Source organism: Gordonia sp. CNJ-863 (assembly GCF_001942325.1).
GTDB classification, from domain to species: Bacteria; Actinomycetota; Actinomycetes; order Mycobacteriales; family Mycobacteriaceae; genus Gordonia; species Gordonia alkanivorans.
Window position 1 is genome coordinate 1 of record NZ_MKKG01000016.1, and the last position, 17,110, is coordinate 17,110.

Consider the following 17,110-nt stretch of genomic DNA (forward strand, 5'->3'; position numbering starts at 1 on the left):
TTGCGGGGTTAAGGCCCCCTACAGACCATGGGGTTGATAGGCCAGAACTGTACGCACAGCAATGTGTTCAGGTGACTGGTACTAATCGGCCGAGGACTTACCAACAACACCCACAACATCACCAAACAACAGGTTTTGGTGTGTTCGCATCCACTATGCATCTTCTGAGACAACACACAACAAACAAACAAACCGTTGTGGATTGTTTCATAAAGTTACGGCGGCCATAGCGGAGGGGAAACGCCCGGCCCCATTCCGAACCCGGAAGCTAAGCCTCCAGCGCCAATGGTACTGCACCTTAATCAGTGTGGGAGAGTAGGACACCGCCGAACACAACATCCCATTGTGGCCCTACACGAGTAATCGTGTAGGCCACAATGCATTTCCGGGGCTGTCGCTGATAGAGGAAACCCACCGGTTTTCCGTACTTCCACCCCCTGACCGGGTGGTGGATCTACGGAAAAAGGGTGGGTGTGCGGCCGGCTCGGCCCACAGACATCTGTCGTCTCTCCGTCCGCTGCCTCTACGAAATCCCTTGTCAGCGAGCCAGCTTGAGCACCTCGCCCCAGCCCAGGCGGGAACCGGTACGGAGGATCGAGCGCTGATAGATACGTGCCGCGAGCCAGGTGGCGAGCGCGCAGACCGCAACCATGATCAGGAACGTGAGCACGATCTGGAGGGTGTTGGTGTCGCCGCTGGCGATCCGCATCGGCATCAGTGCCGCGCTGAACGGCGGAATCCAGCTGAGGGTCTTGATCAGCGTCGAATCGAGTGCCTGCACTCCGAAGATGCCGGCGTACATGACCGCCATGGCCAGAACAGTCAACGGGAACGACGCCGAGCTCAGTTCCTCCTGGCGCGACACGATCGCGCCGGTCGCGGCGTAGAGAGAGGCGAAGAAGAGGAAGCCGAGCACGAACCACGCAATGACGGCCGCGAACATCCCGACCGCTGCTCCGGGCAACGTGAGGATTCCGGTGGCGGTACCGGCGATCAGCGCCGTCGCACCGAGCAGCACGACCTGTGTGAGGGCGACCGCACCGATACCGATGATCTTGCCCCACAGCAGGTGCAGCGGCTTGATCGTCGCCAGCAGCAGTTCGACGACCCGCGAGGTCTTCTCCTCGACGACGCCGACGGCCACCATCGTGCCGCCCATCATGATCGCGGTGATCAACAGGATGACTCCGACGAGGGCGATGACAAGCCGCTCTCCCTCATCCGGGCGGGCAGGTTCGAGCTGCGTCACCGAGATGGCCATCGCGGGGAGGGACGCCGCGTCGACTCCGCGGGCAGCGAGTGCGTCGGTGAGGCCGGCCTGGGAGACGGCGGTCCGCATGGGGGCCTCGACAGCCGGGTCGGCGCCGTCCTTGGTCAGGATCACGTAGGACCCGGGGTTCTCACCCGGCACGAGTGCCGCCGCGACATCGCCGTCGGCGACCTTGGCGCGTGCCTGCTCGACGGTGTCCACGGTTTCGGTCGCGATGGACGTGCCGGCGGAGTCGCCGAGTTCGACGATCGACTCGCTGATCGCCGCCGGTTGTCCGACGACGGCGACCTTCTCGACGTCCTCGCCACCGGCGAGCAGGTTGATGACGATGGCGCCGACGATGATCACGACCATCAGGAGCACGGTGCTGACGACGAAGGACCGGGTCTTGGCTCGAGTGGTGATCTCGCGTTCGGCGACGAGCCGGATGGCCTGCGCAGCCGAGGCCTTGGGGGACGGGCTCGGTGTGGTGGTGGGGATGTCGTGCAGTGTGGTCATGCCGAAACGACCTCTCGGAACATGTCGGTGAGGGACGGGGTGGACGTCGTGAAGCGGTGGACCGGACCGTGATCGAGTGCCGCAGCCAGGATCTGCTGGTCGTCGACCACATCCGGGTCGACGAGGAGTCGTATGGTCTCGCCGTAGGCGGCCTCGCGGACGCCGGGCAGGGCGTCGGCCCACGCGACGTCGGCACGCGGTCCGGTGACCTCGAGGGTGATGCCGTCGCGGGAACGCAGTGCGTCGACCGTGCCCAGGGCACGCATTTCGCCGCGGGTGACGATGCCGACGCGGTCGCACAGTCGTTGCACGAGATCGAGCTGATGCGAGGAGAAGATCACCGGGATACCCTCGGCGGCCTTCTCCTTGAGTACGTCACTCATCACGTCGACGGCCACCGGGTCGAGCCCGGAGAACGGCTCGTCGAGCACCAGCACCTCGGGATCATGGACCAGCGCGGCCGCGAGCTGGACGCGCTGCTGGTTGCCGAGGCTGAGGTCGGCGACGTTGTCGTCGTACCGACTGCCGACGCCGAGGCGATCGGTCCAGCGCCGCACCGATTCCTCGGCCTCCGCGGTGTCCATGCCGTGGAGTTTCGCGAGGAAGGTGAGTTGTTCGCCGACCTTCATCTTCGGGTAGAGGCCGCGTTCCTCGGGCATGTAGCCGATACGACGACGCAGGTCGAGATCGATGGGTCGGTTGCCGAGCCGGACCTCGCCGGCGTCGGCGGAGAGGACTCCGAGAATGATGCGCATGGTGGTCGACTTGCCGGCGCCGTTGCTGCCGACGAAGCCGAAGATCTCTCCCGGGTCGACGTGAAAGGTCATGTCGCGCAATGCGACCAGATCCCCGTAGCGCTTGTGCAGGCCGTCCACGATGAGTGGTGCGTTCATGAGTCACGTCCCTTTCCGCGCGTGGCGGTGTCGGAGGGTGTCTGTCGGGGCTCGACCAGGTCTTCCGGGTCGGGATCGGCCATCCACCAGGCGATCAGCATGGTGGGCACGCAGATCGCGGTGAGGACCAGGGAGATCAGCAGGATGGCGCTCCCGTAGACCCACTGGCCGGGTACCTCGTCGCGCATGCTGATCGCGACGAGGACGAAGTACGGGATGAACATCACCGCGTAGAGCACGAAGAAGCCGAATGACCGCGCCGAATTACGTTGGGCCAGCTGGATCTCGTCGAGCGCCGACACCGGTGCGTCGGCGATGGAGCCGGTGACGATGCGCAGTGCGGTCTGGATGGTGATGACCGAGACCAACCCGATGCCGAACGGCAGCAGGAACCATCCCGACGAGTGGAAGGCCAGGTAGGAGCTGGCGATGATCAACGCCAGTGCGCAGAGCAGCGTGATGACCAGCCGCCGGTATGCGCGCTGGTTACGCCACGTGGTCAGGCGGTGGGCGTGCTTGGCGTTGAACTCCTCGTGCCGGCGCCCACGCCAGTTCTCGTAACGGCGCCAGATCGCGGGTTTGGCCTCCTCCGGGAACGCCGAGTTCGGGTCGTTCATCGATCACCTCCGGTGTCGTTGGTGGGTGAGCCGTTCGCGGCCGGACGCGTGTCGCGCCGGTAGAGCTCGGCGGACATGGCGCCGAACGGGGTTCGGCTGAACACGGCTTCGACGGGGAGGTCGAAGACGTCGCAGATGCGGAAGGCGAGGTCGAGGCTGGGGTAGTTGTCGCCCCGCTCGAGTGCGCCGACGGACTGGACGTTGATGCCGACTAGATTCGCGAGCTCGGCCCGCGACATCTGCCGTTCCGCACGCAGGACGCCGATGCGGTTGAAGATGGGGAGTTTTTCCCCACGGCGTATTGGACTCACCCCACCAAGTGTTAGGAAAACACAACAATCTGTCAATCCCCAATAACGGCGACGTGAGCGTCGTCGCGGCGGTGGCGGGTCAGTGAGCGGCGACTCCGAGCAGGTCAGCGGCCACTCTCGCGGCCTCGCGGCCCGCCCGGTTGGCCCCGATCGTCGATGCCGACGGCCCGTATCCGATCAGTTGAATCCGCGGATCGGCCTCGACGACCGTCGCGAGACGGCCGGTCATGGTGATGCCGCCACCCGGTGCGCGCAGCCGCAGCGGCGTCAGATGATCGAGCGAGCTGCGGAAGCCGGTGTTCCAGAAGATGACGTCGAGATCGAGGTGTTCACCGCCTTCCGGGCCGCAGTCCCAGCAGACGCCGGTCTCGGTGATGCGGGTGAACATCGGGCGCCACGACAGGATGCCGTCGCGCTGGGCGGCCGCGATCGCGGGTGTCAGGGCGAGTCCGGTCACCGAGACCACCGAGGTCGGGGGCAGCCCCGCGCGGACGCGGCGTTCGACCCGCGCCACGGCTTCGCGTCCCTGTTCGGGCGTAAACGGTTCGGTACTGAAGACCGGCTCGCGTCGAGAGCACCAGAACGTCTCGACGCCCGGTGCCTCGCGGGCGATCTCGATGAGCAACTGGATCGCCGAGATGCCGGCACCCACCACCAGGACGCGTTTGCCGGCGAACTCCGCCGGGGTCTTGTAGTCGTGCGTGTGCAGTTGGCGGCCACGGAAATCCGCGGCGCCGGGGATGTGCGGGATGAACGGCCGGTCCCATGTGCCGGTGGCGTTGATGATGACGTTGGTGGTGAGGGTACGGCCGTCGGCCAACTCGACACGGAAACCCTCACCGTCCCGTCGAACCGCCCGCACGTGTACCGGCCGATGGACGTTGAGGCCGAACCTCTGCTCGTATCGGCCGAAGTAGTCCGGGACCGCGGTGGCGGCGGGGAGCCGGTCGCAGTCGAGTCCGAGTGCCTCGACGAGCCCCCACCCAGGCAGGTCGTGGACCCGATTGGCGGTGGCGAGGGTCAGCGTCGGCCAGCGGAACTGCCAGGCTCCGCCGGGGCCGGGCGCATGGTCGAGCATCTGATAGCGCTCCCCGAGGCCGAAGCGGTGCAGGAAGTAGGCCGACGACAGTGCTGCCTGCCCGCCGCCGATTATCAGGACGTCCGAGTGGCCCTCGACGTCGATCGGCGTGGCGCTGCTCGGCGTGGTGTTCGGCACGTCACCACCCTGTCACGAGTCGGCTCGACAGTGTCATCGGTAGGCTTGGCCCCCATGATTCACTCCACCACCGACGGCGCCGTCGTCACCATCGAGCTCGACCGTGTCGACAAGCGCAACGCCCTCAACGAGGAGATGCTCAGCGGGCTGGCCGACGCCTTCGGCGCCGCGGTCGATGCCGGTGCGCGGGCCATCGTGGTGACCGGACGTGGTCCGGTGTTCAGTGCGGGTGCCGATCTGTCCGGGCCGGTCTACGACCCCGGCTTCCTCGACAAGCTGGTCTCGACGCTGCATCGCATCGAGCAGACGCCGGTGCCGGTCATCGCGGCTCTCAACGGTTCCGCGATCGGCGGTGGACTCCAGCTGGCCATGGCCGCCGACCTCCGCGTGATGGCGCCCGACGCGATCGCTGCCATCCCGGCCGCCAAAATCGGTGTCGCCGTGGATGAGTGGACCATCCGCCGGCTCGTGTCGCTCGTCGGTGCCGGCCAGGCGCGCGGCATGCTCATCGGCTGCGACCCGTTGAACGCCGACCGTGCCCACACTCTCGGATTCGCCAACCGCATCGGCGATCTCGCCGACGCCCAGCACTGGGCGGCCACCATCGCCGACCTCGCCCCGCTCACCCTGCAGCACTACAAGCTGGTGCTCAACGGCGACGGCGCCCGCGACACCGCACCCGAGGACCGGGTCGCCGCGATGGTCCGCGCCTGGCAGAGCGACGACATGGCCGAGGGGCGTGCCGCACGCAACGAGAAGCGGCAGCCGAAGTTCGTCGGGCACTGAGATCCCGACCGGCGAACCTCGCTTCGACGTGCAGACTTCGATCGACGTCTGCTTGCCGAGATGAGATCGGCCGGTGGTGGCGAGGTGGCCGGTCACCGGAACATCTGGTCAACTGGAGAGCATGCGCGATATCCTGCCCGACCTGCTGACCGTCCTCGGCCGGCCGGATGCACGCCCCGTCGCGCTGTGTCGGGTCATCGCGACGTCCGGGTCGGCGCCACGCGAGGTCGGGGCGTCGATGGTCGTCACACACGACGACACCGTCATCGGCTCGGTCTCCGGTGGGTGCGTCGAGTCGGCCCTGGTCCACACCGCGCAGCAGGTGCTCGAAGACGGGCTCGCAGTCGTCGAGCAGTTCGGCATCGAGGACCCTCGTGATCCCGCGCCCGGCCTGACGTGCGGTGGTCAGATCGACGTCGCCGTCGAACGCATCGAGCCGACGCCCGAACGACTGGGTCAGCTCCGACGCCTCGCCGACGCACTCGCGGCCGATGAACCGATCGCGGTCGCCACAACGCTGAACGCCCACCCGGACTGGTATGTCGCGACCGAGACCTCCCGGCCGCCGTGGCGACGCCTCGACCACGACGTCGCCGACATGCTCGACACCGGCCGCACCGGCGTCATCGGCCTCGACGACTGCGAGGCCACCGATCCCGCTGCGCCGACCGAGGACCGGCCACGCACCTTCGTGCAGACCTTCGCCCCGCCGGCACGTCTGATCCTGGTGGGCGCCAACGACTTCGTGCGCGCGCTCAGTTCACTGGGGTCGACGCTCGGAATGCGGGTCACCGTTGTCGACGCCCGGCCGGTGTTCGCGACCCCGGAACGATTCCCCGACGCCGACGAGGTGATCGTCGGCTGGCCCGATCGCTATCTCGCCGACCAGATCCGGGACCGGGAGGTCCGCTCGACCACGGCACTGTGCGTGATGACCCACGACACCAAGTTCGACGTGCCGACCCTCCGCACCGCCCTGCAGGCGCCGACCCTCGGTTTCATCGGTGCCCTCGGATCTCGCCGGACCGCTGACGACCGCAACCGTCGTCTTCGCGAGGAGGGCGTCGACGAGGCACAGCTCGCGCGCTTGCGGTCGCCCCTCGGGCTCGACCTCGGCGGGCACACACCGGCGGAGGTGGCGGTGGCGATCGCAGCACAGATCATCGCCGAACGTCATGGCGCACAGGCGAGCCCACTGCACGAAGGAAGCGGGCCGATCCATCGGCGCTGAGCTCAGTCCCCCAGCACCCGCCGCAGGTAGTCGTTCGCGAACACTCGAGACGGATCGAACCGATCGCGCACCGCACGGAACTCGTCGAAGCGCGGGTAGACGCTGCGCAGGTAGTCGGCGTCGCGGGTGTGCATCTTGCCCCAGTGGGGGCGTCCGCCGAAGCCGGTGAGGATCGATTCGACGTCGGCGAAGTACGCGGCGGAGTCGGCCGGGTCGTCGCGGTGGTAGCGGTGGACGGCGATGTAGCCGCTGCGGCGTCCGGTGGCGGTGGAGAGCATCAGGTCGTCGGCCGCGGCGGCGCGCACCTCGATGGGGAAGCTGACGCGGTACTCGCGGCGGTCCAGCAGGGCGCGGAGCTCGCGCAACGCCGCCGGGACGTCCTCGAGGGGGATCGCGTACTCCATCTCGCGGAAGCGTACGTCGCGGTCGGAGACGAAGATCTTGGTCGACGTGTCGGTCAGCTCGCGGGACGACAGGCTGCGGCCGGCCACCGCGTTGATGGCGGGAACGAGCCGGGGTGCGCGGACACCGACCTCGCACAGCAGCCGGAACACCTTGTTGCTCAACAGTTCGTCGTCGACGTAGCGGCGGAATCGCGACGGTCCGGTGATCGGTGCATCCGTCCCGAGCCGCGTATTGGTCTTCACGAGTGCGCAATTGGTGTGCGGGAACATGTAGAACTCGTGATGGTCGGACTCGGCGACGTGGTCGAGGAAGCCGGCGATCGCATCGTCGGCGGAGGCCGGCCCTTCGACGGCATGCAACCGGAAGTTGTCGACGCAGTCGAGCGTGATCTCGACGAGCACCCCGAGTGCGCCGAGACCCAGTGCGGCAGCGGGTAGTTCGGGGTCGGCGGGACCGATGGTGACGATCTCGCCCTTGCCGTTCACGAGGGTGACGCCGGCGATCTGCGTACTGATGCCGCCGAATGCCAGTCCGGTGCCGTGGGTTCCGGTGGAGGTCGCGCCCGCGATGGTCTGCCGGTCGACGTCACCGAGGTTGGCCATCGCCAGACCCCTCGGTGCCAGTAGCGCGGGGATCTCGTGCAGGTGGGTGCCCGCGTGCAGCGTCACCCGGTGGCCGTCGGCGCCGGCCAGACCGCGCAGGCCGGACAGTTCGAGCTGGACGTCGTCGGCGACGGCGATGGGGGAGAAGCTGTGTCCGGCACCGACGGTCTTGACCGTGCCGCCCCGCTCGGCGGTCTCCCGCACGATGTCGGCGATCGCGCCCACACTCGTCGGATGCACCACTCGTCTCGGTGTGCACGACGCGGTACCACCCCAGTTGCGCCAGCCGTGCCCGGCGGCAGTCGACGTACCGCTCACAGAAAGCATTTCCCCTCGCCTCGGTAGGTCGGCACGACCTCACTGACCACCGCGTGACCAGCGTCGTCGCGGTCGATGATCGCGACGTGCCGGGCGCGTTCGCAGACCTCGCCGGACTTGGTGTGCCGGAACCATACTCGATCGCCGATCGCGATGCCCGGCGCAGCCTTCCCGCGGAGCGGGGTCTGCACCTCGCCGGCGGCCTCGGTGCCGACGAACTCGAGTCCGCTCGGCCACACCGGTTTCGGGAGGCGATCGGGTGCTGGCGGTCCGGAGGCGATCCAGCCGCCGCCGGCGCAGGTGACGATGTCGCGGGCCGGACGCCGGACGACGTCGAGTCCGAACGACAGCGCAGGGGCCGGTCGGAACCGTGCATAACCGTCGAAGAGATGGCCACCGAAAAGTCCGCTGCCCGCGGCGATGTCGGTGATCGACCGGTCGCGGGCGGTCTCCTCGAGCGAGCCGGTGCCGCCGCCGTTGACGAACTCCAGGTCGGCGATCTGCCGCAGCTCGCCGATGATCTTCCCGCGCCGGCGGCGCAGTTCGGCCATCGACCGGCGCTGCATCATCCCGATCGCCCGGTTGACGACTGCCTTCCCCGGAACCGCGTCGGCGACACCGGCGACCTGCGCCTCGTACGACATCACGCCGACCAGGTCGAAACCGTTCCGCGCGACGATGGTCCGGGCGAGATCGAGGACGTCGCGCCGGGAATGCACCGGGGAACGCCGGACCCCGACGTGTACGCGGCCGCCGAGGAGCCGGTACGACGCGTCGAGGTCGATGGCGACCCGAATCGGTCGTCGTGATGCGGGTGGGGCGACGGCGTCGATGATGTCGAGCTGCTCGACCGAGTCGACGAGCAGGCTCACCCGGCTCGCCGCCACCTCGTCGGACACGAAGCCTGCCAGTGCTTCCCGTCGGACGCTCGGATAACCGATCAGGATGTCGGTGATCTCCGTCGTCGTCGCCAGCCAGTGCGCCTCGGCGAGGTCGTAGGCGAGTACGCCGTGGAAGCCGCGACGGGTGGCGAGATCGGTGATCACCGAACGCACCCGGAGGGATTTGCTGGCGACCCGGATGGGGACACCGGCGGAGCGGCGCAACAGATCTGCGGCATTGTGTTCGAGCGCCGCGCGGTCGAGTGCGAGGACCGGGGCATCGAGCCCTGCGTCGGTGACCGCGTCGTCGATCGACGCCCAGTACCGGTCGGGGTCGGTCACCCACAGACCGTCGACGGGGGATGTTCCGGACGAGGCGTGGGAACGAGGGTCACTCGAACGTGACATAGGTGGCGAGCTGCTCTGCGACTGCCGCGATGAGGGAGTCGACCACCTTGTCGTCGCCGGTGCTCAGGTAGATCAGGGTGATCGAGTTGGTCGCGGCGATGATGAGCGGGCCGAGTTCCTCCGTCGGCCGGGTCCAGGTCAGACCCGCGAGTTCGGCTATCTCCCGCATGCCGGACGCCGCAACCCGATAGAGCTGCTCGTACATGACCTTGCCGACTTGCTGCAGTTCCGGATGGTTGTGCGCGTAGATGCCGAGCGCGATGGTCGCCTGCATCCGGCCGGGATCGGCCTTGAGCAGGTCGACGAAGGCATGGAACTGCCGCACCATGTTCTGTTTGAGCGCGTCGATGTCTGGCTCCGGGCCGAAGTCGGCGGCAGGCATGACCGAATGCAGCATGCGCTCGATGTCGACGGGCACCGCATGATCCATCACCGCGCACAACAGCGCCGTGCGGCTCTCGAATGCGTAATGGAAACTCGCGAGGGGCATTCCGGCGTGAGCGCAGATCCGGCGGGTGGTGGCACCCTCGACTCCGTGATCGGCGATCACTCGGTACGCCGACTCGATGAGCGCGCTTCGACGCTGTTCGACGGACATCCGTGGCAAGACGGTCAACCCCTTGGCCAACATGCGCTTGCGCATGTGCAATGGACAATGTTCGCCGCAGCCTATCAGTGCCGTTGTCCGCGTTTGCACGGTTGACCGCCCGAAACGTGCCGATGTTTGTTGATGCTCACATCTCGATGGTCGCCGTGAGAGCCTTCTGGTCCGACGCCGTTGCGCTTCGCGTCGAACCTCACCCGATCGGATTACTGTGTGGATGTGACCACGGATCCCGAAAGAAGCGGCCCCGACGCGACCTCGCGGGTGCTGGGGCGGGTGACATCGGCTGGGGCGATGATGGCCGACGCGGTGGCCGAACGGCTCGCCGCCGGTGGTCTCGGCCCGGCTCGCGCACTCGGCGCCACCCGCGAGGAGATCGTGCCGCACGTGCGCACGTCCCCCCACCTGCGAGACGGGGTCTTCGACAACCCCGAGCCGCCGGAGGGTTCCGTCGCCCCGGACCGCCAGGTGCTCGCCGACATGGCGCGCCGCCCGGGCCGGCCCCGACGTCCGGTGATGGTCACCGTCCCGACCTTCGACGCCCCGTCGCCCCTCGCGGTCACCTGGCTGGGACATGCCACCGCGATCGTCGACATCGACGGCGCGCGCATCATCACCGACCCCGTCCTGAGCCGCCGGTGTTCGCCGAGCCAACTCGTCGGTCCGGGACGCATGCACGCCGCCCCGCTGGCCGCGCGCGAGCTGCCCCCGATCGACGTCGTGGTCATCAGCCACGACCACTACGACCATCTCGACATGGACACGGTCACCACCATCGCGGCGACACAGCCGGACGCCGTGTTCGTCACGACCCTCGGCGTCGCCGCACATCTGATGTCCTGGGGGATCGCCGAAGACCGCATCCGGCAGGCGGATTGGTGGGACGAGGTCGTCGTCGCCACACGCGGCGGAGAGCTGCGGTTCACCTGCGGACCGGCACGCCACTTCTCCGGACGGTGGCTGGCACGCAACCTCACCCAGTGGGGGAGCTGGGCGATCGCCGGCCACACCCACCGCGTCTTCTTCTCCGGCGACACCGGCCACACCGAGCGATTCTCCGACGTCGGCGCCCGGCTCGGCCCCTTCGACCTGACGCTCATCGCCGTCGGCGCCTACGACGTGATGTGGCCCGACATCCACGTCAACCCGGAGGAGGCGCTGTCGGTGCATCGGATGGTCTCGCCGGCTTCCGGGGCCGATTCGGTTCTGGTCCCGATCCACTGGGGCACCTTCAATCTCGCCCGTCACCCATGGGGTGAGCCGATCGCGCGGCTGCAAGCCGCCGCACACCACGGCGACCCGACTGTGCTCGTCCCGCAGCCCGGTGGTTCGATCGACCTCGAACACCGCACCGGAACCGGTGTGGCGCATTCGAGTTGGTGGGAGGTTTCGGCGTGAGCACCACGACGGAGACGATCGAGCCCGGTCTTACCGCGGCAGAGGTGGCCCAGCGGGTCGCCGAGGGCAAGGTCAACTCCATGCCCGACCGCTCGGGCCGCAGCGTCGCGGACATCGTGCGCGCCAACGTCTTCACGCGCATCAACGCGATCCTCGGTGTTCTGTTCGCCATCGTCGCGTTCACCGGTTCGCTCATCAACGGCCTGTTCGGTCTGCTGATCATCGCCAACTCGACGATCGGCATCGTCCAGGAGGTCCGCGCCAAGCGCACCCTCGACAAGCTCGCCATCGTCGGTCAGACCCGGCCGCGGGTCCGACGCGACGGTGAGGTCGTGGAGGTCGCGCCCGACGAGGTCGTGCTCGACGACATCATCGAGATCGGTGCCGGCGACCAGATCGTCGTCGACGGCGAGGTCATCGAGGCCACCGCACTGGACGTCGACGAGTCGCTGCTGACCGGTGAGGCCGATCCGATCGACAAGGACCCGGGCGCGCAGGTCATGTCCGGCAGCTTCGTGGTCGCCGGCGGCGGCGCCTACCGGGCGACCAAGGTCGGGGCCGACGCGTACGCCGCGCAGCTCGCGGCCGAGGCGTCGAAGTTCACCCTGGTCTCCTCCGAACTCCGCTCGGGAATCGACCAGATCCTGCGGGTCATCACCTGGCTGTTGATCCCCGCCGGCATCCTGACGATCGTCAACCAGCTGTTCATCAGCGACAACAGTCTCAAGCAGGCGCTGCTGGGCATGGTCGCCGCGCTCGTGCCCATGGTGCCCGAAGGTCTGGTGCTGATGACCTCGATCGCCTTCGCGGTCGGCGTCGTTCGCCTCGGGCAGCGGCAGTGCCTCGTGAACGAACTCCCCGCGATCGAGGGCCTGGCCCGCGTCAACGTCGTGTGCGCCGACAAGACCGGCACCCTCACCGAGAACGGGATGCGCCTGTCCGAACTGCGCGTCGTCGGCGACGATCCGCCAGACCTGGCCGGAGAGGTGCTCGCGGCACTCGCCGCCCACGATCCGCGTCCCAACGCCAGCATGATCGCCGTCGCCGAGGCGTATCCGACCCCGCCGTCGTGGACCGTGTCCGCGATCAAGCCGTTCACCTCGGCCACCAAGTGGAGCGGGATGTCGTTCGACGACGCGTCCGGCACCGACGTAGGCAACTGGTTGATCGGCGCACCCGACGTGCTGCTCGACCCGGCCGGGGAGACCGCTCAACTGGCCTCCGACATCGGCGCGGCCGGACTGCGCGTGCTGCTGCTCGCGCGCACCGACGTCCCCGTCGACACCGAACCGGCCGCCGGCGCGGTCGCCCCGGGCACCGTGACCCCGGTCGGGCTCGTCGTGCTCGAACAGCGGATCCGGCCCGACGCCCGCGGCACCATCGACTACTTCGAACAGCAGAACGTCGCCGTCAAGGTGATCTCCGGCGACAACGCTCGCTCGGTCGGTGCGGTCGCCGAGTCGCTCGGCCTCGGCTCGGCCGACACCTCCGTCGACGCGCGCAGACTGCCAGAGGAGACCGACGAACTGGCCGACGTGGTCGAACACGGCGTGACCTTCGGTCGTGTCCGTCCCGATCAGAAACGCGCCATGGTCAAGGCGTTGCAGTCGCGGGACAACACCGTCGCGATGACCGGCGACGGCGTCAACGACGTGCTCGCCCTCAAGGACGCCGACATCGGTGTCGCGATGGGATCGGGCAGTTCGGCCGCCCGGTCGGTGGCGCAGATCGTGTTGCTGGACAACAAGTTCGCGACCCTCCCGTATGTGGTGGGCGAGGGTCGTCGCGTGATCGGCAACATCGAACGCGTCTCCAACCTGTTTCTCACCAAGACGGTCTACGCGGTGCTGCTGGCGCTGTTCGTCGGCGTCGGCGGCGTGCTGGGCAAGCTGTTCGGCTCGGACCCGCTGAGCTACCCGTTCCAGCCGATCCACGTGACGATCTCGGCGTGGTTCACGATCGGCATCCCCGCCTTCGTGCTGTCGCTGGCACCCAACAACGAGCGAGCCCGCCGAGGCTTCGTGCGTCGCGTCCTGCTCACCGCGGTCCCCAACGGCATCATCGTCGGCCTGTGCACCTTCGTCACCTATGTGATCGTCAACCCGGGCGGGCCGGGTGTCGAGGTCGGGGGCGACGCCGTCGACCTGTCGCCGGCGCAGACCCAGGCGGCCACCGCGTCGCTGATGACGCTCATCGCGATCGCGGTCTACGTGCTCGCGGTGGTCGCCCGGCCCTACAACTGGTGGAAGGTTCTCCTGCTCGTCGTCTCAGCGGGTGCCTACATGCTGATCTTTGGGTGGCCGTTCACCCAGGACCTCTTCCACCTCGACTCGTCGAACTGGACGATGAACTCGGTCGCGCTCACCTCGGCGGCCGTCGGAATCGTGCTCGTGGAAGCGGTTTCGCGGATCGTGCCGCGGTGGATCGCGAACCACAGCAGTTCTGAAGGGCACTCCGCGGACGTCGAGGTGGCAGCCGCGTAAAGACGCCGTGTAGGCGACTAAACTCTGCCACGGGCGGCCGGAAGACATCCGGCTCGGACACAGGAGACGTCATGGATCTCAAGGGACTCGTCAACAAGGCGCGCGACACGCTGCGCAAGAACCCGAATCTGATCGAGAAGGGCGGCGACGCCATCGACAAGGCCACCGGCAACAAGTACGCCGGGCAGGTCGACAAGGCGCAGGACGCGGTCCGCAAGGCCGTCGGAGCCCAGAACACGGCCGCCCAGAACAACAAGACGCCCGAGAACAACAAGGCGCCCGAGAACAAGCCGGACGCTCCTCAGCAGTAGCCGGTCAGCCGCCGGCGCGCGGGTGACGGCGGTACCCCGACACGGTCGGGTGACCGTCGAAGAAGAATCGCCACGAAACGTCGGCCGCGCGTCGTACGCCGACGCGCGGTCCGGCGGCCACCGGCAGGTCGGGGAGCGGCCCGCCCGGAGATGTGTCGAGAGTCACAGGGGTGTGCGGATCGGCGAGAACGGTGCCGAGATCGGCCATCGTGATCCCGAGCGCGCGGCAGAGGTTCCCGGGGCCGCTGGCGAGCCGGTCGTCGGACACCGGCCTGGAGCGCGCGGCACCGCGTCGGTCACGTGCCAGCTCGACCCCGTCGACCACCTCGCCGGCCCTCAGCAGGACCGCCGCCGCAGGTCCCGGCCCCCGCACCACGATGTTCGCGCAGTGATGGCCGTGGATGCGGTAGACGTACAGGCGGCCCGGCGGGCCGTACATGATCTCCGATCGGGCCGTTCGCGTGTACGCGTGCGACGCCGGATCGTCGGGTCCGGCGTAGGCCTCCACCTCGGTGACCAGGATCGTCACGCCGTGACCCGTCAGGTGCGCGCCGAGCAGCGCCCGGGCCTGATCGGCCACCGGCGCGGGAAAGTCGGAGGTGCGGACACTAGGCTCTGGGACCATGGCGAAGACGAGTGACTCCATCGAGGTTGAACTGTCTCCGGAAGATACCTGGGCGGCCGCCTCGGACCTGTCCCGGTACGACGAATGGTTGCTGATCCACGACTCCTGGCGCAGCCCGCTCCCGGCCTACGAGGACCTGGCCAAGGGCACGCAGATCGCCTCGATCGTCGTCGTGAAGGGCACCCGGGTCCGCTTCGACTGGGTCGTCGAGAAGTTCGACCCGGTGTCGCACGTACGCCTCAAGGGGAGCGGCAAAGGCGGCGTGAAGGCCAAGCTCGATCTGGGCATCCTTCCCACTTCGATCGGATCGGAAGTAACCTTCACTGTTGATCTGGGTGGGTTGCCGCTGATCGGGCCCGTGGGTAAGACCGCGGCCCTGGCGGTGTCGGGAGATCTGCGGAAGTCGCTGCAGCAATTCCGAGAGATCTTCGGCTGACCCGTGCGTGACGTCACGCGGGGGCGGATGACGGCGATGCGTCAGGCGGTGTGAGGACACCGCCATACGAGGGGAACGAGAGTAACTATGGGGCGTCACAGCTCAGATGCCGATCGCGGCGGGAACGAATGGACCCGGGCTGCCGCGAGCAGCGGGGGACCCGCGAGCGGCGCGAGCCGGTCCGATGACGACTTCGGCTTCGAGCACCGCGAGGCCGGCAGCGGTCGCCGCGGCGGCTGGCTGTGGGCGATCGTCGCCCTGGTCGCGGTCGTCGCCCTCGTCACCGGGGTGATCATCTGGCAGGCCGGCTCCGGGGGTTGCGGTGATCGCACCCGGGTCGCCGTCGCCTCCGACGCCGCGATGACCGGCCCCCTCCGCGAGGTGGCACGACAGGCATCCGCGGACTCCTGCTACGACTACGACGTCCAGACCGCCGCCGGCGCCGACGTGCCCGGCCTGTTGACGCAGGGCGCCGCGGCGCCCGACCTCTGGGTCGCCGACTCTCAGGTGCAGGCACGCCGCGTGACGACGCAGGTCCGCCGCGACCTCGATCTGGTGGCACCCTCCATCGCCTCGACCCCGACCGTCGTCGCCGGGGAGAACGTCCCCGAACTGGGCACGTGGGTCGAGGTCATGAAGCTCCCCGACCTCAGGACCGGTAGCCCCGTCGACACCAGCACCGGCGATGCCCCGATCATCGGTGCGCTCGCGGCCGTCGACGCCGGCGAGCTTCCGGAAGAGAAGTTCACCGAGGCCATGACGATCTTGGCGATCCAGCAGAACAACGCGCGTCTGACCAACGACAACGAGGGCACCCGACTCAACCTGGCGAACACCTCGGGTGTGCCGGTCGTGACGACCGAGCAGCAGTACGAGCTCTTCATGCGCACCCATCAGGGGTCGAAGCTGACGTCGACCATCCCCGCCTCGGGCACCGTCATGCTCGACTACCCCCTGGTGAACACCGCATCTGCGGCTCGCCAGCAGGTGGCCGACGAGGCGGGGGCCGCGCTCGTCGCGGCGCTGGGCACCGATTCCGGTCGCAAGGCGCTGACCGACGCGGGCTACCGCGACGCCGACGGCAACGGGGTCGGCGAGCCGGTCAAGGAGCTGCAGCTGCGCGACCCGTCGTCGGTCGACAAGGCGCTGCGTCAGTGGCAGGTCCTCGGCGTGCCGATCCGCAGCCTCGTCGTCCAGGACACCTCGGGGTCCATGGAGACACCTGCCGGTGGCACCACCCGCGCGGGTCTGCTCATCGACGCCTCCCAGACGGGCCTGAAGCTGTTCCCCAACAACACGATGATCGGTGGCTGGGCATTCGGCGTCGACAAGGGCGGCGACGGTCAGGACTGGCTGGAGATGGCGCCCATCCGGCGGCTCGACGCGCGTTCGGGCAGTGGGACGCACCGTGATGCGCTCAGCCGGGCGGTGGAGGAAGGCCTGTCCGACCTGGGTGGCGGTACGGGCCTCTACGACACCACGCTCGCGGCGTTCAAGAAGGTCCAGGACACCTACGACCCGAACTACTCCAACAGCGTCATCATCATGACCGACGGCCAGAACGAGGATCCGAACAGCATCAGCCTGGACGAACTGCTGGCCGAGCTGAAGCGACTCGAAGATCCGGCACGGCCGGTGCTGGTACTGACCATCGGCATCTCCGACGACGCCGACTCCGACGCGCTCAAGCAGATCGCCGAGGCCACCGGCGGCACCACCTATGTCGCCGAGAACGCCGCCGACATCCGGACCGTGTTCGTCGACGCCATCCAGGCGCGTGTCGCTGCGGCCGGTCGCTGACCGGCGGCGATTCGGCG

Annotated in this window: 16 protein-coding genes and 2 rRNA genes; 9 read left to right on the forward strand and 9 right to left on the reverse strand. The window is 68.1% G+C overall.

Features of this window, described 5'->3' with window-relative positions; all coding sequences use genetic code 11:
- Positions 1–105 (forward strand): 23S ribosomal RNA (locus BJF87_RS10015); the annotation flags it as partial.
- A 111-nt stretch (positions 106–216) separates the two neighbouring features.
- Positions 217–332 (forward strand): 5S ribosomal RNA (rrf, locus tag BJF87_RS10020).
- Between the two features lie 206 nt (positions 333–538).
- Here the strand turns inward: rrf and BJF87_RS10025 are convergent.
- The 5 genes from BJF87_RS10025 to BJF87_RS10045 form a co-directional block, all read right to left on the reverse strand.
- Complete coding sequence (locus tag BJF87_RS10025; protein WP_035754856.1) at positions 539–1,768, reverse strand: ABC transporter permease; 1,230 nt, start codon at positions 1,766–1,768, stop codon at positions 539–541.
- On the reverse strand, positions 1,765–2,661 hold the full coding sequence (locus BJF87_RS10030) for an ABC transporter ATP-binding protein (protein WP_075863070.1): 897 nt from the start codon (positions 2,659–2,661) through the stop codon (positions 1,765–1,767). Before BJF87_RS10030 ends, BJF87_RS10025 begins: the two co-directional genes overlap by 4 nt.
- Entirely contained in the window at positions 2,658–3,278 is a 621-nt protein-coding gene (locus tag BJF87_RS10035; protein ID WP_006359705.1) for a hypothetical protein, read from the reverse strand. The genes BJF87_RS10030 and BJF87_RS10035 overlap by 4 nt, the downstream gene beginning before the upstream one ends.
- Positions 3,275–3,589, reverse strand: coding sequence for a helix-turn-helix transcriptional regulator (locus tag BJF87_RS10040; RefSeq protein ID WP_006359706.1), 315 nt, complete (start codon positions 3,587–3,589; stop codon positions 3,275–3,277). Before BJF87_RS10040 ends, BJF87_RS10035 begins: the two co-directional genes overlap by 4 nt.
- 79 nt (positions 3,590–3,668) lie before the next feature.
- A complete protein-coding gene (locus BJF87_RS10045) occupies positions 3,669–4,805 on the reverse strand; it encodes an NAD(P)-binding domain-containing protein (RefSeq protein ID WP_075863071.1) in 1,137 nt (378 codons plus the stop codon).
- Between the two features lie 54 nt (positions 4,806–4,859).
- Between BJF87_RS10045 and BJF87_RS10050 the strand changes: the two genes are divergently transcribed.
- Together BJF87_RS10050 and BJF87_RS10055 are read left to right on the forward strand one after the other, a co-directional pair.
- Complete coding sequence (locus BJF87_RS10050; RefSeq protein WP_006359708.1) at positions 4,860–5,591, forward strand: enoyl-CoA hydratase; 732 nt, start codon at positions 4,860–4,862, stop codon at positions 5,589–5,591.
- Between the two features lie 121 nt (positions 5,592–5,712).
- Positions 5,713–6,822 carry an XdhC family protein gene (locus BJF87_RS10055; protein WP_075863079.1) on the forward strand — a complete coding sequence of 370 codons (1,110 nt, stop codon included), beginning with the start codon at positions 5,713–5,715 and terminating at the stop codon, positions 6,820–6,822.
- A gap of 2 nt (positions 6,823–6,824) precedes the next feature.
- On the opposite strand, the gene BJF87_RS10060 is transcribed toward BJF87_RS10055, so the two are convergent.
- The 3 genes from BJF87_RS10060 to BJF87_RS10070 are packed head-to-tail and all read right to left on the reverse strand — an operon-like array spanning position 6,825 to position 10,034.
- Positions 6,825–8,156 (reverse strand): D-arabinono-1,4-lactone oxidase, encoded by a 1,332-nt coding sequence (locus BJF87_RS10060; protein WP_042376604.1) that lies wholly within the window; start codon positions 8,154–8,156, stop codon positions 6,825–6,827.
- Positions 8,144–9,370 carry an alanine racemase gene (locus tag BJF87_RS10065; protein ID WP_006359711.1) on the reverse strand — a complete coding sequence of 409 codons (1,227 nt, stop codon included), beginning with the start codon at positions 9,368–9,370 and terminating at the stop codon, positions 8,144–8,146. The genes BJF87_RS10060 and BJF87_RS10065 overlap by 13 nt, the downstream gene beginning before the upstream one ends.
- Positions 9,371–9,419: 49 nt before the next feature.
- Positions 9,420–10,034 (reverse strand): TetR/AcrR family transcriptional regulator, encoded by a 615-nt coding sequence (locus BJF87_RS10070; RefSeq protein WP_187346487.1) that lies wholly within the window; start codon positions 10,032–10,034, stop codon positions 9,420–9,422.
- A 219-nt stretch (positions 10,035–10,253) separates the two neighbouring features.
- Between BJF87_RS10070 and BJF87_RS10075 the strand changes: the two genes are divergently transcribed.
- From BJF87_RS10075 to BJF87_RS10085, 3 genes are all read left to right on the forward strand, one after another.
- Complete coding sequence (locus BJF87_RS10075; RefSeq protein WP_035754900.1) at positions 10,254–11,438, forward strand: MBL fold metallo-hydrolase; 1,185 nt, start codon at positions 10,254–10,256, stop codon at positions 11,436–11,438.
- Entirely contained in the window at positions 11,435–13,921 is a 2,487-nt protein-coding gene (locus BJF87_RS10080) for an HAD-IC family P-type ATPase (protein ID WP_006359714.1), read from the forward strand. The genes BJF87_RS10075 and BJF87_RS10080 overlap by 4 nt, the downstream gene beginning before the upstream one ends.
- A 71-nt stretch (positions 13,922–13,992) precedes the next feature.
- Positions 13,993–14,232, forward strand: coding sequence for an antitoxin (locus tag BJF87_RS10085; protein WP_006359715.1), 240 nt, complete (start codon positions 13,993–13,995; stop codon positions 14,230–14,232).
- A gap of 4 nt (positions 14,233–14,236) precedes the next feature.
- On the opposite strand, the gene BJF87_RS10090 is transcribed toward BJF87_RS10085, so the two are convergent.
- Positions 14,237–14,878 (reverse strand): DNA-3-methyladenine glycosylase, encoded by a 642-nt coding sequence (locus BJF87_RS10090; RefSeq protein ID WP_006359716.1) that lies wholly within the window; start codon positions 14,876–14,878, stop codon positions 14,237–14,239.
- Between BJF87_RS10090 and BJF87_RS10095 the strand changes: the two genes are divergently transcribed.
- A complete protein-coding gene (locus BJF87_RS10095; protein ID WP_006359717.1) occupies positions 14,856–15,293 on the forward strand; it encodes an SRPBCC family protein in 438 nt (145 codons plus the stop codon). The genes BJF87_RS10090 and BJF87_RS10095 overlap by 23 nt on opposite strands.
- An 87-nt stretch (positions 15,294–15,380) precedes the next feature.
- Entirely contained in the window at positions 15,381–17,093 is a 1,713-nt protein-coding gene (locus BJF87_RS10100) for a substrate-binding domain-containing protein (protein WP_006359718.1), read from the forward strand.
- The last annotated feature ends 17 nt before the right edge of the window (positions 17,094–17,110 follow it).